Below are 24,581 nucleotides of genomic sequence, written 5' to 3'. Positions count from 1 at the left end.
ACTGACTAGGTTGGCTTCGGGCCACCGCTCACCCATCCGTCCTGAAAGGACCAGCATGGAGCACGCCGCGGCACTCGCGGAGCTCGGCGCCGCCGCCGCACCCGGTGCGTCGGTGCCCTTCTTCACCCAGGCGGCCACCTTCGCCGCGCTGTGGCCCGCGATCGAGGCCAACCTCGTCGAGGTCGTCGAGCGGGGCAAGTACTCCCACGGCCCCCTGGTGGCCGAGTTCGAGGCCGCGCTCGCCGAGCGGATCGGCGCCGCGCACGTCGTCGCGGTCAACTCCGGCACCGACGCGCTGGTGCTGCTGCTGCGCGCGGCCGGGCTGGCGCCCGGCGAGGAGGTGGTGGTGCCCGCGTTCAGCTTCGTCGCCTCGGCCTCGTCGGTGGCGCTGGTCCGGGCCCGCCCGGTGTTCGCCGACATCGACCCGCTCACCTACGCCCTCGACCCGGCGGCGGCCGACGCCGCCGTGACCGACCGGACCAGGATGATCCTGCCGGTGCACCTGTTCTGCCAGCTCGCGGACCTGTCGGGGATCACCGCCGTCGCCCAGCGGCACGCGCTCACCGTGGTCGAGGACAGCGCCGAGGCGATCGGCATGCGCTGGGACGGCACGCACGCCGGGCTGCTCGGCGCGGGCGGGGTGCTGTCGTTCTTCCCCACCAAGACCCTCGGCGCGCTCGGCGACGCGGGCGCGGTGATCACCAACGACGACCGGATCGCCGAGCTGGCAGGCGCGCTGCGCCACCACGGCCGGTTTGGCCACACCCTGGACAACTTCCCCGGCATCAACACCGAGACCGCGCTGCCCGGCCTCAACAGCAAGATGGACGACTTCCAGGCCGCCGTGCTGCTGGCCAAGCTCGGCAGGCTCGACGCCGACATCGCCCGCCGCGCCGCGCTCGCCCGCGCCTACACCGAGCGGCTGACCGGCTGCCCCGGCGTGCGCAGGCTGCCCACCGTGGTCCGCCGCGAGGTCGAGACCGACCCGGCGTTCTATGTCTACCTGATCGAGGTCGACCGCCGCGACGCGCTGGCCGCGTACCTCGCCGTGCATGGCGTCACCACCGAGATCTACTACCCCGTGCCGCTGCACCTGCAGCCGTGCTTCGCCGACCTCGGCCACCGCGCGGGCGAGTTCCCGCACGCCGAGGCCGCCTGCGCGCACGCGCTGGCCCTGCCGCTCTACCCCGACCTGACCGACGCCCAGCTCGACCGCGTGTGCGCGTTGGTCCGCGCGTTCTACACCGGGGGCACCCCGTGACGCTGCCGTTCTTCCCGCCCGACCTGTTCGCGGGCGAGCGCGACGTGCTGCTGGCGACGGTGCGCCGGATCGGGCTGGCCGACGAGCAGAAGTTCATCCTCGGTGAGCGCACCGCCCGGTTCGAGCACGCCCTGCGCGAGCAGCTCGGCGCCGCCGACGTGGTGGCCTGCGGCAGCGGCACGACCGCGCTGATGCTGGTGCTGCGCGCGATGGACATCGGCCCCGGCGACGAGGTCGTGGTGCCCGCGTTCGGCTGCGCGCCGCTGGCCGCGTCGGTGGTCAACGTGGGCGCCACGCCCGTGTTCGCCGACGTGCACCCGTGGACGATGGTGGTCGAGCCCTACGAGGTGGCGCGGGCGATCACCGGCCGCACCGCGGCGATCATGCCCGCGCACATGTTCTCGGTGATGGCCGACATGCCCACCATGCGCGAGCTGGCGAACCGGCACGACATCCGGCTTGTCGAGGATTCCGCGGTCGCCCAGGGCGGTGTGCTGGACGGGATTCCGGCAGGCCGCTGGGGCGAGGCCGGGGTGTTCTCCTTCGTGCAGGTCAAGACGTTCGGCACGATCGGCGAGGGCGGCGCGGTGGTCACCGACGACCCCGAGATCGGCCGCGTGGTGCGGATGCTGCGCAACCACGGCCAGGACGGCACCCAGCGCTTCGTGCACCACCTCGTCGGCTACAACAGCCGCTTCGACGAGATCATGGCCGACTTCCAGCTCCACCGGCTGGCCGGTCTGGCCGATCGGCTGGAGCGGCGCGCGCAGATCGCCGACTACTACACCGAGCGGTTCGCCGCCCTGGTCGAGCGGGGTGTGCAGCCGCCACCCGCGGGCCGCGACGGCCGGTGTTACTACGTCTACTCGCTGCTCGCCGAACGCCGCGAGGACCTGCGCCGCCACCTCGCCGAACGCGGCGTCGGCACGCACGTCTACTACCCGGCGCCGCTGCCCAGCCAGCCCGCGTTCGCCCCGTACGCGCCGCCCGGCCGCTACTGGCCGCACGCCGAGCTGGCCTGCGCCCGCACCCTGGCGCTGCCGATCTACCCGCACCTGACCGACGCGCAGGTCGAGCACATCGCCGACGCCGTCTGCGACTTCCCCGGCGGACCGCGATGACCGCGACGGTCACCGGCGCGTCCGGGAAGCTGGGCGCCTACGCGCGCCTGGCCAAGCTCGACGTCTGGGACTACTACCTGGCGCTCCCGCTGGCCTGGTCGCTGGTGGGATTCGGCCCGCCCGCGCTCGGCCCGCTGGCCCTGTTCGGCCTGGGCACGGTCGCGGTGGTGGCGGCGGCGGTGTCCTTCGACGACGTCACCGGCTACCGCGACGGCAGCGACGCGGCCAACTACGGCCCGGACGCCCCGGCCCGCAGACTCGCCAGGAAACCGTTGCTCACCGGGGAACTGACGCAGACTCAAGCCGTGCGGTTCGGCTGGGTGAGCGCCATCCTCGGTGCTCTACTGTGGACACTCGCGATCCTTGTCGCTCCGTTCGCTCCGGTGTGGACAGTTGTGCTCGCGGCGGTCTGCCTGGTCACGGCCGTGCAGTACTCGTGGGGCCTCAAGATCAGCTACCGGGGTTGGCAGGAGGTGTTCCTGGCGGGCTTCGGCACCGGACTCGTGCTGTGCGCGACCGGCCTGATCACCGGCGGCGCAACGGGATTCGCGCTGGTGCAGGCCGTCCTCTTCGGACTCGGGCCGCTGCTGTTCGGCGTCTACTCGAACACCCGCGACATCGACGGCGACGCCCGCGTCAACCGGCCCACCGTCGCCGTGCTGCTGACGGCGCGAGGCAACCGGCTGTTCATCGCCGCGCTGTCGGTCGCCGAGGTCGCCCTGATCGTCGCGTCGGCGGGGCTCGGCGCGGCGCCATGGTGGTTCGCCATCGCCATGGCGCCGGCCATCGGCGTGCGCGTCGCCCAACTGCGCCAGGGCGTCGGGCTCGGCGACCTGTTGCGCGCCCGCACCCTGGGCCTGCGCGCCCACCGCGTCACCGTCGCGTCCCTGGTGGCCGTCAACCTGATCGCCCCACTGTTGGGAGCCACACCATGAGCCCGGACCTCGACGTCGCCGTGGTCGGCGCGGGAATCGCCGGGCTCGCCCTGGCCCACCGGCTGCGCTCGGGCGGCCGCTCGGTGCACGTGTTCGAGGCCGCCGACCACGTCGGCGGCCGGACGCGCAGCGTGCGCCGCGACGGCTACCTGCTCGACACCGGCGCCGAGATGATCGGCACGCACGGGTACCCGGCCACCTGGCGGCTGATCCGCGACCTCGGATTGTCCGATGTGGACGCTCCGCTGATCGGCCGCGACATCGCGATGTGGCGCGAAGGCCGGGCGCACCCGCACGTCGGCGACCCGCGCGGCCTGCTCGACGGCGCGGGCCTGAGCCCGCGCGCCCGGCTCAGCCTCGCCCGGCTGCTGGCCACCGCGGGGGTGCGCAAGCGCGCCTTCGACGTCGACCGGCCGGAGGCCACACCGCTGGGCGCGCGCACGGTCGCGGAGCAACTCCGCGGCTACCACCCCGACGTGCACGACTACCTGTTCCAACCCCTGACCAGCGGCTTCTTCGGCTGGGACAGCGCCAGGGCCGCCGCCGGGCCGGTGCTGAGCCACCTGCTCGCGGTCGGCGCCACCAGGACGTTCCGCACCTTCCGCGACGGCATGGACACGCTGGCCCGCGCGCTCGCCGAGCGGGTCGAGGTGAGCACGGGCATCGCCGTTCGCGAGGTCGCCACGCGGACCGGTGCCGCCCGCCTGGTCACCGACGGCACCGCGCTGACCGCGCGCACGGTCGTGCTGTGCGTCCCCGCGCCGGTCGCCGCCGCGCTGCACGCGGACGCGCCCGAGTACGTGCGCGCCTGCGAGTTCCGCCCGATGGTGAAGGTGATCTGCCTGCTCGACCGTCCACTCGCGCCGGTCGGCGGCGGGCCGTCCTACGCCATCGCCGTACCCGCCGTCGAGAACCCCGTGCTCGCAGGCGTGCTGATCGACGACCGCAAGCACCCGGACCGGGTGCCCGCCGGGCGCGGGCTGGCGACATTGGTGGCCGGGCCTGCCGCCGACCTGGTCGACGCCGGCGACGATCAGGTGGTCGATGTCCTTGTGCGCCAAGGAGAGCGCTACCTGCCGGGGCTCACGTCCGCGTGCCGGTCCGCGGTCGTGGCCCGGTTCCGGCACGGGCTGCCGATGCCGACCGCGCCCGCGTTGTCGGCGCGCGCCGAGTTCGTGCGCAGGCCGGTGACGCCGGTCGAGTACGCGGGCGACTGGTACCTGCTGCGGCCCAGCAGCGAGGGCGCGGTGCGCTCGGCCGAACTGGTCGCCGACCGGGTGCTGGCCGCCGCCCGCCGTCCGGTGGCGGTGTCCCGTGGCTGAGCGGACCGCCACCCGGTACGTGTTCGGCACGGCGTTCGAGCGCGAGGAGGAACGCCTCGCGCTGGGCGAAGCGCTGTGGGACCCGGGCACCTTCGAACGGCTCGCGGCGCTGGGTGCCGGGCCGGGCTGGCGCTGCCTGGAGGTCGGCGCGGGGCGCGGGTCCGTGGCGGGCTGGCTGGCCGAGCGGGGCGCTGCCGTCACCGCCGTCGACCTCGACACCGCCCGGCTCGACCGGCTGCGCGCGCGGGGCGTCGCCATCCGCAGGCTCGACGTCACCCGCGACGACCTGCCCGAGTCGACCTACGACCTGGTGCACGCGCGGCTGGTCATGCAGCACGTCGGCGACCGCGCGGGCGCGGTGGCCCGGATGGTCCGCGCGCTGCGCCCCGGCGGCCACCTGGTGCTGGAGGACACCGACACCGCGTCGCTGTTCAGCCACGCCGATGGCCTGTTCCACCCCGAGGTCAAGCGCGCCGCGTACGCGGTGATGACGGCCGCGGGCTACCACCCGCGCTGCGGCCTGCTCGACGTCGGACTGGCCGAGGAGGCCGGGCTCGCCGACGTGCGGGCCGACGGCCGCGCCGAGGTGGTGCGCGGCGGGACGGCGGCTGGCCGGTGGTTCGCGCTGTGGCTGGAACACCTGCGCCCGAACATGCTCGCGCTCGGCTCAGTGTCCGAAGTGGACATAGACCGGGCGGTGGCGGACCTCGCCGATCCACGGCACACCTGGCTGTCCCAAGTCATGATCACCGTCACCGGCAGGAAGGCCGCCGCGCCATGATGCCCTCGGACCTCGGCACGCTGTTCGACGACCTGCTCGACCGCGGCACCCGCACCGTGGTGGAGCTGAGCAGGCCACTCGACATCGCGCCCGCGCACGGCACCCGCTACGACATCGCCCAGCTCGCCGCGCTGGTGCGGGGCGCCGCCGGGTGGCTGCACGCGGCCGGGGTCGGGTCGGGCGACCGGGTCGCGGTGGTCAAGGAGAACCACTGGGACTACGTGCTGCTCGCCTGCGCGGTCGCCCGGCTCGGTGCGGTTCCGGCGCTGCTGTCCGACCACCTGACGCCGGAGACGACGCAGGTGCTGCTCAAGCGGCTCGACCCGGCGCTGCTGGTCACCACCCGCACCGTGCTCGATCACGCCCGCGACAACGAGACCGACCTGATGGGCTTCGCCCGGCGCACCCTCGTCCTCGACGGCGCGTACCCCGGCACGCTCGACGTGGAGACCCTGCGCGGCCACGAGCCGCCGCCGCCCGTGCCCCGCGGCGCTGACGAGCCGCTGGTGGTCAACCACACCTCCGGCACCACCGGCACGCCCAAGCTGGTCGTGCATTCCACCGCGACGCTCATCCACGGCCTCGCGGGCGCCGAGTCGCACCGGCTGCCGGTGGTGTCCAGCCGCAGGCGCGACACCGTGTGCTCGGCGATCGCCTACTGCCACGGCCGCGCGATCCCGTGGACGGCGAGCGTGCTGTGGCTGGCGCCGCGCAAGGTGGTCGTCATCGCCGAGGCCGACCCGCGCGACGCCGAGCCCGTGCTGCGCGCGCACCCGCCGACGACCCTGGAGGCACTGCCGTCGACGTTCGTGCGCTGGCAGCCCCTCGCCGAGCGCGCCGACAACCCGTTCCGCGCGGTTCGGCTCTACATCAGCACATTCGACGCGATGCACCCGCCGACAGTGCGCGCGTTTCTGGCGGCCACCGCGCGCAGGCCGCTGTGGGTGCAGGTGTGGGGGCAGACCGAGACCGGCCCGATGACGTTCCGGTTCCTCACCCGCCGCGCGGTCGCCGAACGCGACAGCCGCCACCCGACGACGCGCAACCTCGGCCGCCCGGCGCCGGGTCGCACCCGGCTGCGCGTGGTCGACCCGCGCACGTTCCGGCAGGTGCCGACCGGGCAGCCCGGCCTGGTGCTGATCCGGTCGCCGTTCCGCTGCCTCGGCTACGTCGGCGAACCGGACCGCTGGGCGGCCAAGGCGGCGGGCCGCTGGTGGAACACCGGCGACGTCGGCGTCCGGCTGCGCACCGGCTCGTACCTGCTGCTGGATCGGGAGGTAGACCGGATCCCGGGGCAGAGCTGCGTCGAGTTGGAGGACGTGCTGGAGGACCGGGTGCCCGAGGCGGTGGAGTGCGTCGTGCTGGGCACGCCGGGCGAGCTGCCGGTGCCGGTCGTGGTCACCGAGGACGGCACCCTCGACCGCGTCGCGTGGACGCGGGCGGTTCAGGATCTGCCCGCGCTCGCCGACCCCGTGGTGCTGACGTGGGAGCAGGTGCCGCGCACCGGCACCGGCAAGGTGCGCCGGATGGAGCTGCGCACCGTGGTTCGCCGGGGCCAGGACACCTTCGGGTCCGGGCGGTGGACCTGATGACCGCCGCCCGGATCTCGGCCACCTCGGCCGCGCCGGAGCTCTACCAGAAGCTCGTGGAACTGCATGTGGCCGTCGAGGCGCAGGCGATCGCGGCGGGTCTGGACAAGAGCCTGATCGAGCTGGTGCGGGTCCGCGCGTCCCAGCTCAACGGCTGCGCCTTCTGCGTCGACCTGCACGCCGCCGCCGCGGGCCAACTCGGCGAATCGGCGCGCAAGCTGCACGCGCTGGCCGTCTGGCGGCAGTCGGGGTTCTTCACCGTGCGCGAGCGCGCGGCCCTCGACCTCGCCGAGGCGATGACCCTGCTGGCCGAGACGCACGTCCCCGACGAGGTCTACGCCCGCGCCGCCGCCGAGTTCGCCGACGCCGAACTGGCCCAGCTCGTCTGGACGCTCACGGTGATCAACGCGTTCAACCGGCTCGCCGTCACCAGCAGGCTCACGCCGCCGAGTTAGCCGCGCGCGGTGATCTGCTGGACGCTCCAGCCGTTGCCGTCCGGGTCGGTGAAGAAGAGGAAGCCGACGTTGTTGAGGTCTTCGCCGTCCTCGGCCGGGCGGAATCCCGCGCCGCCCGCGACTCGGATCTCGCTGACCTCCACGTCCCGGTCGACCAACTCGGCGCGCGCCGCGGGCAGGTCCGCGACCACGAGTTGCAGGCCCTGCAACGAGCCCGGCACCATGTCGACCAAGCCCTTGCCGAGCACGATCGAACAACCCGACCCCGGCGGCGTGAGCTGGATGATGTGCGGGCCGCCGGGGATGTCGGTGTCGTGGTCGACCTGGAAGCCGAGTCGATCGGCGTAGAACGTCTTGGCGCGGTCCATGTCCGAGACCGGGACCACTACTACTTCGAGCGTCCAGTTCATCAGGCCTCTCCTTGGCTATCGAGCCGCTGGTAGCTCTCTTCCCTCATTGGTTTCATAGCCAAGTGGTCGTTACTCGCCGTCGTTCACCATGTCAAGTGTCGCAACGAGTAGGCATCGGCCGCTCAGCGCACCATTCGGTGATGTATGGAACGAGTACGCGGCCAGTGGTCGGCGCGGTCCACTCCGCACTCATGACCTACCGCCCAGCCAGCGATGTCGCGACAACTGACGGTCTGTGACCACTCCTCGGACTGGTTCGTTTGAACCCCTAACGGTCGGTAGTCTGCAGACCTGGTGCAGACGTGTTGACCAGAAGGGAGCGAGCGGAGTGACTCCAGGAGTCGACAAGATGACCGGTGTTCCGGTCTACCGGCAGCTCGCGGACGTGCTTCGCGACCGCATCAGCAGCGGCAGCTACCCTCCTGGCACCCAGCTCCCGTCCGAACGCGATCTTGTCGCCGAGTTCGGTGTATCTCGTCCGACGGTGCGACAGGCCGTCGGACTGCTCCAGCAATCCGGCGCCATCCTGGTCGAGCACGGCCGCGGCGCGTTCGTCCGACCCACTCCGACCGTGCATCGCCTTGCCCGCAACCGGCTCTCCCGCGAAGCCCGAGAAACCGGCCGCGGCGCGTTTCTCGGCGATGCCGCGGTGGGCGGATGGCAGCCGACGGTCAGCGTGCGGATCAGGTTCGAGTCCGCCGACGATCGCGCCGCCAGTCTGCTGGATGTGTCAGTCGGGACGGAACTGTGTGTGCGTGATCGGGTGATGAGCGCGAATGGCGTGCCTGTGCAACTTGCCGTGTCCAGGTTGCCACGCAGTATTACGCGAGGCACCGCGATGGAAGAAGTCGACACCGGAGTAGGCGGCGTGTACTCGCGTCTGGAGGAAATCGGGCGTGGCCTGGTCCGGTTCGAGGAACTGGTTGGCGCGCGGATGCCGACGGCCGAAGAGCGGCGCACGCTTCAACTCGCGCCGGGAACGCCGGTGATTACCGTGACCAGGGTCGCGCTGACCGATGGTGGTCCCGCCGAGCTGAACGACATGGTCCTCGCGGCCGACCGGTACGAACTGCACTACGTGCTACCCGCCGAATGATGGGCAACAGGAAACGCCCGGCAGAGGGGGCTGCCGGACGTTGTGGCGGAGAGGGCAGGATTCGAACCTGCGTGGGCCGAGGCCCTTCCTGAAACAGGAACCCGATGAACCGCTCCGGGCACCTCTCCCTTGCCTTGCTGGAACCAAGTTTGCCCGAGGTCGCTGATGAAGACCTGACGGTTGGCTGACGGCGATTACCTGTGGCGCACCGGGGAGGGGAGCATGAACTGGATGTTTTCCTGGGCCGTCTCGATCTCGGTGACGGTGAGGGGGCCGAGGCCCGCCAGCGCGGCGATGGCTTCGTCCACCAGATGGGGCGGGGCGGACGCGCCCGCGGTCAGGCCGATCGTGCGGGTGCCGGTCAGCCATTCGGGGCGGAGGTCGCGGATGTCGTCGATGAGGTGGGCGGGGGTGTCGTGGCGCTCGGCCAATTCGACCAGGCGCAGGGAGTTGGAGGAGTTGGTGGAGCCGAGCACCAGCACCAGGTCGGCGTCGCGGGCGATGGCGCGGACGGCGTCCTGGCGATTGGTTGTCGCGTAACAGATGTCGGCTGAGTCGGGGCCGCGCAGGGCGGGGAAGCGAGCGCGCAGCGCGGCCACGATGTCGGCGGTCTCGTCCACGGCGAGCGTGGTCTGGGTCAGGTACGACACGCGACTCGGGTCGGGCACGCGCAGGGTGGCCACGTCGGCCACGGACTGCACCAGCAGCGTGCTTTCCGGCGCCTCGCCCAGCGTGCCCTCGACCTCCTCGTGGCCCGCGTGTCCAATGAGGACGATCGTGTCGCCGCGGGTGGCGAAGCGGCGGGCTTCGGCGTGGACCTTGGTGACCAGTGGGCACGTCGCATCGATGACGTCGAGGCCGCGCTCGGCCGCCTCCGTGTGCACGGCGGGGGAGACGCCGTGGGCGGAGAAGACGACGGTCGCGTCGGCCGGGACGGCGGCCAGCTCGTCCACGAACACCGCGCCGCGGGACTCCAGGTCGGACACCACGTGTCTGTTGTGGACGATCTGCTTGCGCACGTACACCGTGCCTTCGCGCTGATCGAGCGCCTGCTCCACGGCCTTGACCGCCCGCTCGACCCCGGCGCAGAACGCGCGCGGCGCGGCCAGCAGCACCGTGCGTGTCCCGCTGACCGCGAGCCAGGCGCTCAGCGCGGTCCGCGCCGCTATCCGGGCCTCGCCGTCGCTTTTTCTCGCGGCTACGGCCAATGCCGAGTCTCCAAGGGACACCCAGGTTGCTTCGTCACCGTCTATATCGGACAAGTCGAGCACACCGCGGTGCACGGCGACGGCGCGCCTGCGCAACTCGCCGTCGACCAGGATTGCGGCGGGGCAAGGGAGAGTGCCGTGTTCGCCGCCCACCACCTCGTCGGCGACGAGCACGGCGCCCGCGGGCAGGGGCTGGGACATCGGCTCTCCTCGTGCTCGATCAGTGGTCGCGGCGGGTGGCGAGGCGGGCCAGCGCGGCCAACTCGGTGGCCGCCCGGGGGGCCGGTGCGGCGGCGTGCAGGTGGTGCAACGCCTGGTCGAGCAGGTCGTCGGCCTGGGTCTGGCTCCAGGCGCGCCCGCCCGCGCGGTCGACCAACTCGGCCGCACGCACCAGATCCGCGGCCGACAGCGACGCGGCGCGGTGGTAGATGGCCGCCAGGTCGCGCCCGGCGGCGGTGTCCGAGACGAGTGCGGCGACCACGGGCAGCGACTTCTTGCGACTGTCCAAATCGGAGTACACCGGCTTGCCGGTGACCGACGGATCGCCCCAGATCCCGAGCAGGTCGTCGACGAGCTGGAACGCCAGTCCGAGCCGTTCGCCGAAGCCGCGCAAGTGATCGATCTGCGCCGGGTCGCCGCCGCCGAACATCGCGCCCATCGCGGTCGAACAGCCCAGCAGCGCGCCGGTCTTGCCCTCGGCCATCCGCACGCACTCGGCCAGCCCGACGTCCGCGCGCCGCTCGAACGCGAGGTCGGCGGCCTGGCCGTCCTGCACGGCCAGCACCGCCGTGGACATGACCCGCGCACCCCGCAAGGCGTCGCCGTGCCCGCTGGCCGCGAGCACGTCGTAGGCCAGGGTGAGCAGGGCGTCGCCCGCGAGGATGGCCTGGCCGAGGCCGAACACGCTCCACGCGGTGGGCCGGTGGCGGCGGGTGCGGTCGCCGTCCATGACGTCGTCGTGCAGCAGGGTGAAGTTGTGCACCAGTTCCATCGCGACCGCGGCGGGCAGCGCCGCGCGTGGCGCGCCGCCGACCGCCTCGGCGGCGGTGAACACCAGCGCCGGGCGGATCGCCTTGCCGCTGTCCGCGCCGACCGGCCTGCCGTGCTCGTCCCACCAACCGAAGTGGTAGCCGGCGATCAGCCGCATCGAGTCGGGGAGCGTGTCGACGGCCGCGCGCAGCGCCGGGTCGAGCAGATTTCGGCTCTGCGCCAGCACTTCCCGGGCTGAGCGGGCCTGACTGGTCACCTCGGTGGTGGGCATGAGGGGTGGGCTCCTAGAGTCCGATTTGGACGTTCTCCAGGACGCCGAGCGCGTCGGGAACGAGGACGGCGGCGCTGTAGTAGGCGCTGACCAGGTAGGAGATGATGGCCTTCTCGTCCACCCCCATGAACCGGACCGACAGGCTCGGCTCGTACTCGTCCTGGATGCCGGTCTGGTGCAGGCCGATCACACCCTGGTCGGACTCGCCGGTCCGCATGACCAGGATCGAGGTGGTGTTGGTGGTGGTGATCGGGACCTTGTCGCACGGCAGCAGCGGCACCCCGCGCCACGACTGCACCCGCTTGCCGTCGACCTCCACGACCGGCGGATAGACGCCGAGCCGGTTGCACTCGCGGCCGAACGCGGCGATGGTCCGCGGGTGCGCCAGGAAGAAGTCGGAGCGGCGCCTGCGGGACAGCAACTCGTCCAGGTCGTCCGGCGTCGGCGGGCCGGTGCGGGTGTGGATGCGCTGGCGCAAATCGGCGTTGTGCAGCAGGCCGAACTCGCGGTTGTTGATCAGCTCGTGTTCCTGGCGCTCGCGCAGCGCCTCGATGGTCAGCCGGAGCTGCTGGCCGACCTGGTCCATCGGCTCGTTGTAGAGGTCGGCTACGCGGGTGTGCACGCGCAGCACGGTCTGCGCCACGCTCAGCTCGTACTCGCGGGGCGCCATGTCGTAGTCGACGAAGGTGCCGGGCAGTTCGGTCTCGCCGATGTGCCCGGAGGACATCGCGATCTCAGCCTCACCGTACTTGTTCTGCGCCGCCCGGGGGCTGGCGCTGAATTCGTCCACATGCGAACGCAGCGCGTCGGACCGCGTCTGCACGGCGAGGAACTCCTGACGCGGCAAGGTGAGCACGGTGACGCCAGTGGTGGCGGTGACCGTGTGCGGCCAGACGGCGTCCGGGTCGAGCAGGGCGCGGTCGCCGAAGTACTCGCCGTCGCCGAGGATGCCGATCGCCGAGCGGTCGCCGTAGTGGCCCGCGCTGAACTGGGTGACCTTGCCGTGCGCGATCAGGTAGACCGCGTCGGCGGGTTGCCCGGCCTCGGCGAGCACGTCGCCCGCCGCGAACTCGCGCTGGACGAACCGGGCCGCCAGGTCGTCGAGCACGTCGTCGTGGTCGAAACCGCGCAGGATGGCCAGTTCGCGCAGTTCGGGCGGGATCACCCGGACGGTCGCGCCGGTGTTGCTGAAGCTGACCCGGCCGTCGCCGATGGTGTAGCTCAACCGCCGGTTGACCCGGTAGGCCGCGCCCGCGGCCTGCACCCAGGGCAGCATCCGCAGCAGCCACCGGGAGGTGATCTCCTGCATCTGCGGCACGGACTTGGTCGTCGTGGTCAGGTTGCGCGCCGCCGACGTGTCCAGGCTCTGCTGCTCGGTGTCCGCTGCCGGGCCCGCACCCGATTCGAGGAGACCAGTCACTGCTCATACCGCCAATCGTTCGTTCACCAACACCGAATGAGGCCGGGGACCGATGACCCGCCCCGGACTATCCATAGTGGACAGTCCGGCGGCCCGTCATCGACCCGGTCAGAGTCCGATCTGCACGTTGTCCAGCACGGCCAGCGCGTCCGGCACCAGCACGGCGGCGGAGTAGTAGGCGCTGACCAGGTAGGAGATGATCGCCTTGTCGTCGATTCCCATGAAGCGCACCGAGAGACTGGGCTCGTACTCGTCGGGAATGCCGATCTGGTGCAGGCCGATGACCCCCTGGTTGGCCTCGCCCGTGCGCATCAGCAGGACCGAGGTGGTGCGCGTGTCGCTGATCGGGATCTTGTTGCACGGCAACACCGGCACACCGCGCCACGAGGGCACCTGGTGGCCGTTCATGTCCACATTGGTCGGATAGAGGCCGCGCTTGCTGCACTCGCGGCCGAACGCGGCGATTGCCCGCGGGTGGGCCAGGATGAAGCCGGGTTCCTTCCACACCTTGGAAAGCAGCTCGTCCATGTCGTCCGGGGTGGGCGCGCCGGTGCGGGCGTGGATGCGTTGGCGGGCGTCGGCGTTGTGCAGCAGGCCGAAGTCGCGGTTGTTGATCAGCTCGTGTTCCTGGCGCTCGCGCAGCGCCTCGATGGTGAGCCGGAGCTGCTGCTCGACCTGGTTCATCGGCTGGTTGTAGAGGTCGGCGACGCGGGTGTGCACGCGCAGCACGGTCTGGGCGACGCTGAGCCCGTACTCGCGCGGCGATGCCTCGTAGTCGACGTAGGTGCCCGGCAGGTCGACCTCGCCGGTGTGGCCCGCGGCCAGGTTGATCGGCGCCTCGCCGTCGCGCTGGCCCGCGCCGCTGGCGAGGAACGCGTCGAGGTGGGCGCGCAGCGTCGGCGAGCGGTCGGCTAGAGTTTGGAAATCGCTGCGGCGCAAGGAAAGTATCGTGCAGGAGGTGGCGGCGCGGGCGCTGAAGTCCCAGATCCGCTCCTCCAGCAGGCCCCACTCGTCGAAGTAGTCGCCGTCCGCGAGCACGCCGACGACGGCCTCGTCGTCGTAGTGGCCCGCGGTGTGCTGCTCGACGCGGCCGTGCGCGATGACCACGAAGCGGTCCTCCGCGTGGCCCCACTCGACGATCGTGTCGCCCGCCGAGTACTCCTCCTGGGTGAACAGCGCGGCGAGGGCGGTGAAGGCCGCCTCGTCCTCGAAGTCGCGCAGGAAGGCCAGTTCGCGCAGGTCGCCCGGCACCACGCGGGCCTGCTCGGCGCGGTTGACCTCGATCCGGCCGTCGCCGACGACGTAGTCGACCGCGATCCGCCCGTCGCCGACGATGTAGCTGCGGCGCTGGTTGACCCGGTAGGTACCGCCCGCGACCTGGACCCAGGGCAGCTTGCGCAGCAGCCAGCGGGAGGTGATCTCCTGCATCTGGGGCGCGGACTTGGTGGTGGTGGCCAGGTTGCGCGCGGCCGCCGTGCCCAGGCTCTGCTGGTTTGCGTCCGTGCCACCGCTGTCCAGGGAACGCACCGTCTCGGTCACGTCTGTGGTACCGCCAATCCTGTTTCAGGGCATGGGGAATGAGCGAAAGACAGAGGGGGTGTCGGAAACCGGGATCTGGAAACCGGTGCTGCTGGCCCGTTCCGAGTGAGTACCTCGACTCTCACTCAGGCGGTTCGAGCGCGTCCTTTCAGTCGCCGACGCCATCGAAGTTAACACCGGGATTTTGCCGCCGTACAGTCCCCGAATGGGAGGGTGCTGACCTGAGGGAAATCACTCGATCCGGGGGTAAAGCAGACTGGGAGTATGCAAGAAGTCGATTGTTCACTCGAACATGTCGGTTCGGGCTGGCATCCGGGTGGAGCCCGGTTTCCGTGCGGAGTCCGCCGAGCGGCAGACTCCGGGGCATGAGCGGACCCGTGGTGCTTCTCGGTGGCCGCAGCGAGATCGGGCTCGCTGTCGCCCGGCGGTTGGTCGACGGCGGCGCGCGCACGGTGGTGCTCGCCGCGCGGCGAGCCGCGGACCTCGACGCCGAGGAGGCCGCGCTGCGCTCGGCGGGCGCGACGACCGTGGCCCGCGTCGAGTTCGACGCCGACGACCTTGACGCGCACACCGCGGCGCTCGACGGCGTCGTCCGCGCGCACGGCCCGCTCGACACCGTCGTCGTCGCCTTCGGTGTACTCGGCGACCAGCGCCTCGCCGAGCGCGACGCCGCGCACGCCGCCGCGATCGTGCACACGGACTACGTCGCGCAGGTCGGCGTGCTCACGCACCTCGCGAATGTGGTGCGGCGACAAGGAAGCGGCACGCTGGTGGTGTTCTCGTCGGTGGCGGGCGTCCGGGTCCGGCGGGCGAACTACGTCTACGGCTCGGCCAAGGCGGGCCTCGACGGGTTCGCCTGCGGCCTGGCCGACGCGCTCGCGGGCAGCGGCGCCCGGTTGCTCCTCGTGCGTCCCGGTTTCGTGATCGGCCGGATGACCGAGGGCATGTCGCCCGCGCCGTTCTCCAGCACGCCGGACCAGGTGGCGGCGGCGACCGTGCGGGCGCTGGCGCGCGGCCGCGGCGAGGTCTGGGTGCCCGGCGTCCTGCGCCCGGTCTTCGCGCTGCTCCGGTTGCTGCCGCGGGCACTCTGGCGCCGAATGCCGCGTTAGTGCGGTCTCCCGCGATCTTGATCAAATGCGGGCCGGGTGTCGGTAGTGTTCTTGTCGCGGCAGGCTTTCCTGCTCCCACGGCTTCGAGGAGACAGTGTTGATCAGGCATTCGTTCCGAACGTTGGCGGCGGTCGTCGTCGGCCTGTTAGTCCTGGTCGTCCCCGCACAGGCGGGCACCCAGGCCACCCCGACCGGGTGCACGACGTGGGTCGAGTGGGTCCAAGAAGGCAGCAACTACTACTACGGCCGGGGCAACGTCCAGTGCGACACCGGCCGGTACAAAGTCAAGATCGTGTGCCGCAACCTCCAGACGGGCCAGGGATACGTCGTCTACGGCACCCAGGCGGTGAACGCCCCCAACACGGCCACCACCACCTGCTACAGCGGCAACGTCGCGGAGAGCGTCCACGCCGTGCAGGACCCACCCGCCACCGGTGTCACCGGGTGCGTCTCGTGGATGGAGTGGGTCCACCAGGGCAGCAACCACTACTACGGCGAGGGCAACGCCCAGTGCGACACCGGCCGGTACAAAGTCAAGATCCTGTGCCGCAACCTCCAGACGGGCCAGCAGTACGTCGTCTACGGCACCCAGGCGGTGAACGCCCCCGGCGTGGCCACCGCCTACTGCTACAGCGGCAACGTCGCGCAGACCGTGGAGGCCGTACCCCAGTGAGGTAGGGGCGAGTCGTCAGCCGGGCAGCCAGCGGTCGAGGGCGGCGGCCATCCGGGGGCGGGACCAGTAGCCGCTGTGGTCGACGGCTTGGGTGGCGTCGAACAGTTCTGGGTCCGCGATGGGGAAACCGGTGGCGCCGTTCTCGGCGAAGACGCCTGCGGTGGGCACCACCAGGTCGTTCTCCGTCGTCCCGAACACGGCGTCGGTGAGGCCGTCGCGGGCGGTGCGCAGCAGGGGCGAACCGGCTGGGGGCTCGTAGTTCGAGGCCACCGCGTGGTAGGTCGCGCGGTGATCGGACGGCCGGTTCAGCCGCTGGGTCAGGAATTCGCCGGTCGGGCTCATCGAGAGCAGGCCGTCCAGGCCCTTGAACGCGCCGAGTGCGACCTGCTTCGCGACCGTCAGGATCACGTCGAGGACGTCGGTGATTCCGTTGTCGGGTACCAGTTGCAGCAGGTTGGTCAGCCGGTCGAGCCACGCGCCGAGGTGGTCGGGGTCGGTCAGCGCGGTGCCCGCGTTCGGGGTGGCGACCATGACCAGCGTGCGGACCCGCAGCCGCGCGGGGGTCAGGCCGATGTCGCCGGGTCGTTCGCACAGCACGCGGCCGACCAGGCCGCCGCGTGAGTGCGACACCACGTCGACGGTCAGGCCCGCGTCGGGCGGGACCTGGTCTACCAGCCAGCGGGCGTTGTCCGCCGGGTCGACCGAGAGCGTGTGGTGGTCGTAGGCGAACACCCTTCCACCGTAACGGTTCTCCAGCGCCGCCATGGTCTCGGGCGGGATGCCTGCGAAGCCGATGTGGCTGCGGCTCGCGGTGCCGTGCAGGAACAGCAGAGCTGGGCCCGCGCCCAGGGCGGCCCAGTCCGGCGGGTCGGGGCGGAGCGGCTCCGGCAGCCTGCAATCGTCCACTGTGAACTGTCGCAATCGGACGGATCGGTGCTTCGCCTCCCACCGTGCGGCGAAGAAGTCGCCCACCTTGCCGAGGAGCGGGTCGACCAGCGGGAACACCAGGACTTTCAGGAGTTTGCCGCCGACCGCGCCGATCAGGCCGCGCGCGTCGGTCGGGTCGGCGGACGGTGCCACGCGCCGGGCGATGGTGTAGGTGCGCCGGTCGCCGCCGCGGTCGGCCACCTCGTCGGGGGCCACGTCGTCGGGCAGGTGCCAGCTCAGCACGCCCGCCTCGTCGGTGGCCAGCACGAGCTGCCCCAACCCCGTGCCCGGGCCCGGCACCCGCACCGTGATCGCGGGCTCGCCCACCGCGGTCGACCGGCTCGTGCCCGACGCCAGCTCGGGCACCTCGACCGGGTCGATGATCTGCACGGTCACCTGTTCGGCGAAACCGCCGCGCGCCAACGCGTCCAGCAGCGCGGCGCGGGCATCCTCGGCGCCGCGCATGCCGTCGCTCGCGGGCGGGTGCACCGCCACCTGCCCGGTCAGCCCCGGCGAGACCACGACCACGTCGCCGACTCGCACCTCGCCGCCGTCCGGCCGAAGCCGCTCAGCCATCCCCGCCCCCGTTCATCGGTCCCGGCGCAGCCTCAGTCGAGGGTGGCCGAAGAACTGGTACGCCAGCGTGGTCGCGGGCGTGCCCGCGACGGTGTGCCGGGTGACCCCGGCGCGCAGCCTGCGCAGGATCTCCGCCGGGGCAGTCGAATCCGGGCCGTAGGCGGCGCGGTAGAACTCGTCGGCGATGGTGCTCGCGGCCGCGTCGTCGACATTCCACAGTGGAGCGACGACGCCCGCCGCGCCCGCGGCCAGGAACGCCTTCGCCAGGCCGGAGTAGTCGCCGAGCACCTCGCCCGCCGCGCCGACCTGGCAGGCGTTGAGGAACACGAACGGCGCGCCGGTGAACGCCATCGCGGACACCTGGTCGGGGCCGAGGAAGCGTGGTTGCAGCCGGTCGGGGTTCGCCGCCGACGGCGCGAGCAGCACCAGGCCGTCCTGGGCGTTGCCCGGGTCGTACTTGCCGTGCAGCGCGAAGTGCAGCACGTCCCCGCTCGGCCCGGCCTCCAGGCAGTCGAGCACCGCCGAGTGCAGCGGCTGGACCTCCTCGCACGGCTGGTACGCCGCGCTCAGCCTGCTCGCCTCCGCCTCGGCGTGCGGCAGCCGGGCCCAGCCCGCGACCCCCTCGTACCGGGCGGTGACCACGACGTGCCGGTCCGCGCGCACCTCGGTCGGCGGACTCGGCTGGGGCCTGCGCCGGGCCAGCACCCAGCGGCCGATGGCCACCGCCGAGCCAAGGAACGGGCTCGCCGAGCCGCCCGGCGGCGGGTCGAGCACGGCGAGCTCCCACGGCACGTGCGGCTCGGCGCTGAGCAGCAGCACCGTCGCGGGCGCCGGGTGGCACCGCCGCGCCACCGCGGTCAGCGCGGCGCACACCTCGTCGGGGATGCGGTCGGCGATGTCGCGGCCGAGCCCGATGAGCTTGAGCGTGCTCGCCCGCGCGTCGCCGCCGTACGCGCCGATGTCGAGCCGGACGCGGCGGGCGAACTCGGCCGGGTCCGCGCCGATCTCGCCGCGGAACGGCCCCGGCGCGGCGGGCACCCCCGCGACCGTGCCGCGCGTGCTCCACAGCAGGGTCTGCCCACGCAGATCCTCGCCGCGCTCGACGACGATCACCAGGTCGGGCGCGTCCTCGGCGAGCAGCGGCCCGATGTCGAGCACCCGGCCGTCGAACAGCGACACCTGCCCGGACGGCGCCCCGGCCACCTCGACCTCGCGCGCGGCGTACCCGCGCAGCGCGCCGCCGACGAAGAAGGACGCGCCGATCTGCCTGCGGGAGCGCAGGTCCGCGCCCGCGAGCGCGACCATCGGCAGCGCCGCGACCGGGTACGGGTCGTCGCGGGTGACCGCGAGCGTGGTCGGGTTGGTCCAGCCGACCGGGGCGAACGCCGCCGGGTCGTACATGAGCACGATCTCCAGCTCGACCGGGCCGTCGGGCAGGGTGAGCGCGCCGGTGCCGGTCAGCGCCAGGTCCTGGGCCGGGGCGAGGCCGACCTCGACGTCGAACGGCTCGGCCGCGGCGACCGCGTCCGGGAACGACAGCCGCGGCCACGCCTCCCGGACCGCCGGCACGTCATCGACGTCGAAGGGCACGTCACCGCCGAAGGGCACACCGGGGTCGAAGGGCACACCGGGGTCCAGGTAGGCGGGCGGTTCGGGTCTGCCTACGTCCAGTGTGTCCGCGAGCAGGTCGGCCGCGAGTAGGCGGAATCCGGCGTCGGCGACCAGCGGCAGGAACGCCAGGAACAGGGTCGTCGGGTCCCACTCGCTCAGGTCGGGCCGGTGCGTGGCGCCGGTCAGCCAGTCGGTGACCAGCGCGCGCACTCGGCGGGCCTCGGGCGTGTCCGGCAGGCCGTCGACCTGTTCGGCCACGGCGGCCAGTGCGTCGGCCTGTCGCTCGGGCGCGCGCAGCAGGTCGATCAGCCGCCGGTCCGCCCCGACCATCGCGCACCTCCTCGACGGCTACGTCGCCCGTTTCGGCCGGTCCGTGACGGGCCGCGCGCCTCTGCCTGAGCCTGCCGTGCGAGGCTCTGCACCGCCCGCTGGTCACCCCTCGCGGAGGTCGCGTCCGATGATCGACTCGCTGTCCACCGTACTCACCTGGCTCGCCGTCGGCGCCGCGGTCTGGGCGCTCGTGCTGGTGGTGGCGAACCGGCCGTTGCGCCTGGACCGGCGCTACACCAGGGCATTGCTCGGGTTCCTGCTGCTGGTCGAACTCGGCCTGCTGGCGCAGGCGGTGGTGGGTCTGGTGAAGCTGGCCGGGCTCGACCGCGACATCGAGGGCCTCACCTTCGCCGGCTACCTGGTCGGCGCGCTGCTCGTGCTGCCCGCCGCGGCGTTCTGGTCGCTGGCCGAGCGCACCCGCTGGAGCACGAGCGTGCTGGTGGTGGGCGCGCTGGTGGTGCCGGTGCTGATCGTGCGGCTGGACCAGATCTGGACCGCGGTGCCCGGTGTCGGCGCCTGACCTGCGCGCGGCGACCCGCGGCGGGCCCGGGCGGCTGCTGATCGCGGTGTACGCCGTCTTCGCGCTCGCCGCGTGCGCGCGCTCGGCGGTGCAGATCGCCACCCGCTTCGATGACGCGCCGCTGGCCTACCTGCTGTCCGCGCTCGCCGCCGTCGTCTACGTGGTGGCCACCGTGAGCCTGGCGCGGGGGAGTCGGGCCTCGCGCAGGCTGGCTGTCGCGTCCTGCCTGCTGGAACTCGCGGGTGTGCTCATCGTCGGGACGGTGAGCGTGCTGGTGCCTGCGGTGTTCCCGGACGCCACCGTGTGGTCGGTCTTCGGCCGGGGCTACGGCTTCGTGCCGGTGGTGCTGCCGGTGCTCGGTCTGCTCTGGCTGCGCCGAAGTGCGCTGCTTGTGCGAACAGGTGAGCGTTAACGGGGACTCGCGCGCACGATTCGTCGTCGCGCTGGAGATCGACCGGCTGTGGTTACCGCCAGTTAACACTGTGCGCTGCCGATGGCCATTCGAGCACTGCATAGCAGCCAACGGTCTATTGCGGCATACCTCGGCATGAACCTGCCACGGGGCGCCAGTTGGCAAGAGTCACTCGACCTCGTGGCTCGCGCTGCGTAACCGCACGAGTGCGGAGCCGATCAGGGTGCCGGCACCCATTGTTGTCGGTTCACTAATTTGGCGAACCACGCTACAGCCAAAGGGCGTGCCAAATACCCCGAATGGTCTAACGGAAAGATGAATCAAGATCATGATCGCTCATTGTTCATCAGCTCACTTAGCAAATCTTCCACAGCGCGGACCGTACCGTTAGATTCATCCCCGATCGTGGGTTTGTGGGGAAACTTCGTCACACTGTGTAATCGAGGTCAGTGCGGGCCGCTCGATGACACAGGGGCGGCACACGGGAGGCGACACATGGCCTTGGTCGAACGGCACGCGGAGCTGCGAACCCTCGCCGCGCTCTACGCCGACTGCGCGCGCGGCAGGGGCCAGGTCGCCCTCATCAGCGGCAGCGTGGCCAGTGGCAAGACCGAGCTGCTGCACGCGTTCGCCGAGCGGTCCGCGGTCGACGGGGCCATCCTGCTGACCGCCACCGGCTCGCGGGCCGAGCGCACCCTGCGGTTCGGCGTGCTGGGCCAGCTCTTCCACAGCCCCGCGATGCCCGAGACGGTGACCGACAAGATCATCAGTTTGGTGGCCGACGCGGAGATCGCGGACTTCACCGCGGCGAACCCGGACGCGATCGGCCGGTCGAGCGCCCGGATCCTCGACGGGGTGTGCACCGCCATCCTGGAGCTGGCCAAGGACCGCCCGGTGGTCATCGGCGTGGACGACGTCCAGTTCGCCGACGGGGCCTCCCTGCAGGCACTGCTCTACCTGCAACGCCGGATGCGCTTCGCCCGGGTCATGGTCATCTTCACCGAGTGGGCGCTGCCACGGCCCACCCAGGCGGAATTCCGCGCCGAGGTCACCCGCCAGCCCAACACCTCCCACCTGCGGCTCGCGCCGCTGTCGCGGGCGGGCGTCGCCGAGCTGCTGGCCACCCGACTGCACGACTCCACCGCGCACACCCTCGCGCCCGTCTACCACGCGCTGAGCGGCGGCAACCCGCTGCTGGTCCACGCGCTGGCCGAGGACTACCGCACCGCGCTCCGCGCGGGCGGGTCGCGCGTCGGCGAGATCGCCGTGGGGCAGGAGTTCGGGCACGGTGTCGTCGCCTGCCTGCACCGCTGGGAGCCCGCCATGCTGGCGGTCGCCCGCGGCCTCGCGCTGCTCGGCGGCGCGGGCGGGCTGGTGCCGCTGGGCAAGCTGCTCGACCTGTCCGCCGACGCCGTCGCGCAGGCACTGGAGGTGCTGGAGACCGCGGGCCTGCTCGACGGCGGCCGGTTCCGGCACCCGCTGGCCAAGGCCGCGGTGCTCGACAGCCTCGCGCCCGGTGACCGCGCCGCGCTGCACGGGCGGGCCGCCACTCTGCTGCACCACGGCGGCGCGCCCGCGGCCGAGGTCGCTGCCCACCTGATCGCCGCCGACCAGGTCGACGGCCAGTGGGCGGTGGCGGTCCTGCGGCACGCCGCCGAGGAGGCGTTGGTCCTGCACCGCGTCGAGCAGGCGATGCAGGCGTTCGAGCTGGCGGCCAGCGGCTGCGCGGACGACGTAGAGCGCGCCGACATCACCGTCGCGCTCCTGCGCGTCGAGTGGCGGTACAACCCGGCCGCCGCGGGCAGGCACCTGGCCCCGCTGCGGCAAGCGCGCGCCCGCGGGCTGCTCTCCGAGGCGAACACCTTGCACCTGGCCAAGTTCCTGGTCTGGTACGGGCACACCGAGGAGCTCGCGGACATCCTCGGCGGCCTGGTCGCGGCGGGCAGGCTCGGGCCCGCGTTCCACTGGCTGGCCTTCCTGTACCCGGCCGCCGTGGCCGACGTCCCGGTGCAGCGGGCGGAGACCTCGACCGCGACCTCGTGGCCGCACGTGTCCTCGATGATCGACTGCGTGCGGCTGGGCGGCGGCTCGGCCGCCGAGATCGGCACCGCCGCCGAGCGCGTCCTGCAGACCAGCCGACTCGGCGAGCAGACCTTCGCCTCCCAGCTCGCCGCGATCGCCGCGCTGGTGCACGCCGACCGCAACGACCGCGCCGTGCACTGGTGCACGTCGCTGCTGGCCGAGGCCACCACCCGCGGCGCGGCCACCTGGCAGGCGGTGATCGGCTCGTTGCGCGCGGAAACCCTGCTGCGCCAAGGAGACCTCCCCGCCGCCAGTGCCCAGGCGCGCGCCGCGCACCACGCGCTGTCCACCCAGGGCTGGGGCGTGGCCATCGGCGAGCCGCTCTCGGTGCGCATCGCGGCGGCCACCGCGATGGGCGAGCACGACGACGCCGCCGCGCTGCTGCGCCAGCCGGTGCCCGACGCGATGTTCCACACCCAGTTCGGCCTGCGGTACCTGCACGCGCGCGGGCTGCACCACCTCGCCACCGACCGCCCGCACGCCGCCCTCGACGACTTCCGGCAGTGCGGCGAGCTGATGATCGGCTGGAACCTCGACCTGCCGACCCTGGTGCCGTGGCGGGTCAGCGCCGCGCAGGCCCACCTCGCCCTCGGCGACACCGTGGCCGCCCGCGCGCTCGCCGCCGAGCAGCTCGCGCACCCCGGCGGGAGCGGTGCCCGCACCCGGGGGACCGCGCTGCGCGTGCTCGCCGCCGCGTCGACCGTCGACCGACGCGTTCCCTTGCTGCTCAAGGCAGTCGACCTGCTGCACGTCGGCGGCGACCGATTCGAGCTGGCGCGGGCGCTGCGCAAGCTCGGCCAGGCCCACGACGCCGCGGGCGACTACGAGAAGGGCCGCTCCGCCGCGCGCCGCTCGCTGCAGATCGCCAAGGCGTGCCACGCCGAGCCGATCAGCCTGGAACTGGTGCCCAGCCAGGACACCGGCCCCGTCGACCAGGCCGAGCCGCGCGCCGGGATGGACACCCTGAGCGAGGCCGAACGGCGCGTCGCGGTGCTCGCGGCGCGGGGCCACACCAACCGCGAGATCGGCGGCAAGCTCTACATCACGGTGAGCACGGTGGAGCAGCACCTGACGCGGGTCTACCGCAAGCTCAACGTGACCCGGCGGACCGACCTGTCCGCCGGGCTGCCGCAGCAGCTGCTCGCCGCCGCCGAAGAGCGCTGACTAGTCGCGGACGGCGACCGGCTTGCGCAGGTGGGCGAAGATCCGGTCGATCACCGCGGGCACGTGCGCGTTGAGGAAGAAGTGCCCGCCGGGGAACACTTCCAGCTCGAAGGGGCCGGTGGTGTGCTCGCCCCACTGGCGGACTTCCTCGACGGTCGCCTTCGGGTCGTCGTCGCCGACGAGGGCGTAGATCGGCGTGGCGAGCTTGGGGCCGGGCTCGTAGCGGTAGGTTTCGGCGGCCTTGTAGTCGGCGCGGATGGCAGGCAGGACCATCCGCAGCACCTCGTCGTCATCGAGGAGTTGGGACTCGGTTCCGTTGAGCCGCTTGATCTCCGCGAGCAGACCGTTGTCGTCGCGCTCGTGCACGCGTTCGTCGCGGTGGGTGCTCGGGGCGCGCCTGCCGGAGGCGAACAGCCCGTGCGCCACGATGCCGCGCTCTTCCAGCCGCAGCGCCAGTTCGAACGCGACCGACGCGCCCATGCTGTGCCCGAACAGGGTCAGCGGCCGGTCCGCCCACGGCTCGACGATGTCGGCCAGCAGGTCGGCCAGCTCGCCGACCGACTCGACACAGCGCTCGGTGCGGCGGTCCTGCCTGCCCGGGTACTGCACGGCGAGCACCTCGACGTGCGGCGACATCGTCCGCGACACCGGGAAGTAGTAACTCGCCGACCCGCCGGCGTGCGGCAGGCAGAGCAGCCGGTTGGGCGCGTCCGGGGCAGGGTGGAACCGGCGCACCCACAGGTCGGTCGCGTCAGCCATGACTGTTCGGTGTCCCTTCG

The 24,581-nt window shown here is 72.3% G+C and carries 21 protein-coding genes and 1 tRNA gene; 13 read left to right on the top strand and 9 right to left on the bottom strand.

What is annotated here, in order from left to right; genetic code table 11:
• Positions 1-55: 55 nt before the first annotated feature.
• The 7 genes from ACT4N7_RS06610 to ACT4N7_RS06580 are packed head-to-tail and all read left to right on the top strand — an operon-like array spanning position 56 to position 7,464.
• Positions 56-1,261 carry a DegT/DnrJ/EryC1/StrS family aminotransferase gene (locus ACT4N7_RS06610; RefSeq protein WP_444827691.1) on the top strand — a complete coding sequence of 402 codons (1,206 nt, stop codon included), beginning with the start codon at positions 56-58 and terminating at the stop codon, positions 1,259-1,261.
• Complete coding sequence (locus ACT4N7_RS06605; RefSeq protein ID WP_444827690.1) at positions 1,258-2,382, top strand: DegT/DnrJ/EryC1/StrS family aminotransferase; 1,125 nt, start codon at positions 1,258-1,260, stop codon at positions 2,380-2,382. Before ACT4N7_RS06610 ends, ACT4N7_RS06605 begins: the two co-directional genes overlap by 4 nt.
• Complete coding sequence (locus ACT4N7_RS06600) at positions 2,379-3,317, top strand: UbiA family prenyltransferase (RefSeq protein ID WP_444827689.1); 939 nt, start codon at positions 2,379-2,381, stop codon at positions 3,315-3,317. The genes ACT4N7_RS06605 and ACT4N7_RS06600 overlap by 4 nt, the downstream gene beginning before the upstream one ends.
• Positions 3,314-4,639: a protoporphyrinogen/coproporphyrinogen oxidase gene (locus tag ACT4N7_RS06595; RefSeq protein ID WP_444827688.1), complete on the top strand. Its 1,326-nt coding sequence runs from the start codon at positions 3,314-3,316 to the stop codon at positions 4,637-4,639. The genes ACT4N7_RS06600 and ACT4N7_RS06595 overlap by 4 nt, the downstream gene beginning before the upstream one ends.
• Positions 4,632-5,420 carry a class I SAM-dependent methyltransferase gene (locus tag ACT4N7_RS06590; protein WP_444827687.1) on the top strand — a complete coding sequence of 263 codons (789 nt, stop codon included), beginning with the start codon at positions 4,632-4,634 and terminating at the stop codon, positions 5,418-5,420. Before ACT4N7_RS06595 ends, ACT4N7_RS06590 begins: the two co-directional genes overlap by 8 nt.
• Positions 5,417-7,009, top strand: a complete 1,593-nt coding sequence (locus ACT4N7_RS06585; protein ID WP_444827686.1) for a class I adenylate-forming enzyme family protein — start codon at positions 5,417-5,419, stop codon at positions 7,007-7,009. The genes ACT4N7_RS06590 and ACT4N7_RS06585 overlap by 4 nt, the downstream gene beginning before the upstream one ends.
• Positions 7,009-7,464, top strand: coding sequence for a carboxymuconolactone decarboxylase family protein (locus tag ACT4N7_RS06580; RefSeq protein ID WP_444827685.1), 456 nt, complete (start codon positions 7,009-7,011; stop codon positions 7,462-7,464). Before ACT4N7_RS06585 ends, ACT4N7_RS06580 begins: the two co-directional genes overlap by 1 nt.
• Here ACT4N7_RS06580 and ACT4N7_RS06575 read toward each other — a convergent pair.
• On the bottom strand, positions 7,461-7,874 hold the full coding sequence (locus tag ACT4N7_RS06575) for a VOC family protein (protein WP_444827684.1): 414 nt from the start codon (positions 7,872-7,874) through the stop codon (positions 7,461-7,463). The two genes, ACT4N7_RS06580 and ACT4N7_RS06575, sit on opposite strands and share 4 nt — an antisense overlap.
• Before the next feature lie 349 nt (positions 7,875-8,223).
• Between ACT4N7_RS06575 and ACT4N7_RS06570 the strand changes: the two genes are divergently transcribed.
• Complete coding sequence (locus ACT4N7_RS06570) at positions 8,224-8,970, top strand: GntR family transcriptional regulator (protein WP_444827683.1); 747 nt, start codon at positions 8,224-8,226, stop codon at positions 8,968-8,970.
• A gap of 43 nt (positions 8,971-9,013) precedes the next feature.
• On the opposite strand, the gene ACT4N7_RS06565 is transcribed toward ACT4N7_RS06570, so the two are convergent.
• The 5 genes from ACT4N7_RS06565 to ACT4N7_RS06545 all read right to left on the bottom strand — a co-directional run bounded on the left by ACT4N7_RS06565 (position 9,014) and on the right by ACT4N7_RS06545 (position 14,386).
• Positions 9,014-9,098: transfer RNA gene (locus tag ACT4N7_RS06565), tRNA-OTHER, on the bottom strand.
• 66 nt (positions 9,099-9,164) lie between these two features.
• A complete protein-coding gene (gene ispH / locus ACT4N7_RS06560) occupies positions 9,165-10,379 on the bottom strand; it encodes a 4-hydroxy-3-methylbut-2-enyl diphosphate reductase (RefSeq protein ID WP_444827682.1) in 1,215 nt (404 codons plus the stop codon).
• Between the two features lie 19 nt (positions 10,380-10,398).
• Positions 10,399-11,439, bottom strand: coding sequence for a family 2 encapsulin nanocompartment cargo protein polyprenyl transferase (locus tag ACT4N7_RS06555; protein WP_444827681.1), 1,041 nt, complete (start codon positions 11,437-11,439; stop codon positions 10,399-10,401).
• 13 nt (positions 11,440-11,452) lie between these two features.
• On the bottom strand, positions 11,453-12,859 hold the full coding sequence (locus tag ACT4N7_RS06550; RefSeq protein WP_444827680.1) for a family 2B encapsulin nanocompartment shell protein: 1,407 nt from the start codon (positions 12,857-12,859) through the stop codon (positions 11,453-11,455).
• A gap of 108 nt (positions 12,860-12,967) precedes the next feature.
• Complete coding sequence (locus tag ACT4N7_RS06545) at positions 12,968-14,386, bottom strand: family 2B encapsulin nanocompartment shell protein (RefSeq protein WP_444827704.1); 1,419 nt, start codon at positions 14,384-14,386, stop codon at positions 12,968-12,970.
• A 377-nt stretch (positions 14,387-14,763) separates the two neighbouring features.
• Between ACT4N7_RS06545 and ACT4N7_RS06540 the strand changes: the two genes are divergently transcribed.
• Both ACT4N7_RS06540 and ACT4N7_RS06535 read left to right on the top strand, forming a co-directional pair.
• Positions 14,764-15,507: an SDR family NAD(P)-dependent oxidoreductase gene (locus ACT4N7_RS06540; protein WP_444827679.1), complete on the top strand. Its 744-nt coding sequence runs from the start codon at positions 14,764-14,766 to the stop codon at positions 15,505-15,507.
• 97 nt (positions 15,508-15,604) lie between these two features.
• The gene (locus ACT4N7_RS06535) at positions 15,605-16,180 is read left to right on the top strand and encodes a hypothetical protein (RefSeq protein ID WP_444827678.1); all 576 of its coding nucleotides are present in this window, start codon (positions 15,605-15,607) and stop codon (positions 16,178-16,180) included.
• A 15-nt stretch (positions 16,181-16,195) separates the two neighbouring features.
• Here ACT4N7_RS06535 and ACT4N7_RS06530 read toward each other — a convergent pair whose 3' ends face one another.
• Both ACT4N7_RS06530 and ACT4N7_RS06525 read right to left on the bottom strand, forming a co-directional pair.
• A complete protein-coding gene (locus ACT4N7_RS06530) occupies positions 16,196-17,683 on the bottom strand; it encodes an esterase/lipase family protein (RefSeq protein ID WP_444827677.1) in 1,488 nt (495 codons plus the stop codon).
• Between the two features lie 12 nt (positions 17,684-17,695).
• Positions 17,696-19,624 (bottom strand): CHAT domain-containing protein, encoded by a 1,929-nt coding sequence (locus ACT4N7_RS06525; RefSeq protein ID WP_444827676.1) that lies wholly within the window; start codon positions 19,622-19,624, stop codon positions 17,696-17,698.
• A gap of 127 nt (positions 19,625-19,751) precedes the next feature.
• On the opposite strand from ACT4N7_RS06525, the gene ACT4N7_RS06520 reads away from it, so the two are divergent.
• From ACT4N7_RS06520 to ACT4N7_RS06510, 3 genes are all read left to right on the top strand, one after another.
• Positions 19,752-20,144 (top strand): hypothetical protein, encoded by a 393-nt coding sequence (locus tag ACT4N7_RS06520; protein ID WP_444827675.1) that lies wholly within the window; start codon positions 19,752-19,754, stop codon positions 20,142-20,144.
• Positions 20,131-20,556 carry a hypothetical protein gene (locus ACT4N7_RS06515; RefSeq protein WP_444827674.1) on the top strand — a complete coding sequence of 142 codons (426 nt, stop codon included), beginning with the start codon at positions 20,131-20,133 and terminating at the stop codon, positions 20,554-20,556. The genes ACT4N7_RS06520 and ACT4N7_RS06515 overlap by 14 nt, the downstream gene beginning before the upstream one ends.
• Positions 20,557-21,051: 495 nt before the next feature.
• A complete protein-coding gene (locus ACT4N7_RS06510; RefSeq protein WP_444827673.1) occupies positions 21,052-23,802 on the top strand; it encodes a helix-turn-helix transcriptional regulator in 2,751 nt (916 codons plus the stop codon).
• On the opposite strand, the gene ACT4N7_RS06505 is transcribed toward ACT4N7_RS06510, so the two are convergent.
• Positions 23,803-24,561, bottom strand: a complete 759-nt coding sequence (locus tag ACT4N7_RS06505; RefSeq protein ID WP_444827672.1) for a thioesterase II family protein — start codon at positions 24,559-24,561, stop codon at positions 23,803-23,805.
• Positions 24,562-24,581 lie beyond the last annotated feature (20 nt).

It is taken from the genome of Actinokineospora sp., from assembly GCF_052390155.1.
GTDB lineage: Bacteria > Actinomycetota > Actinomycetes > Mycobacteriales > Pseudonocardiaceae > Actinokineospora.
The sequence above is the reverse complement of the archived record's forward strand: the minus strand, read 5'-3'. Positions and strand labels throughout refer to the sequence as shown.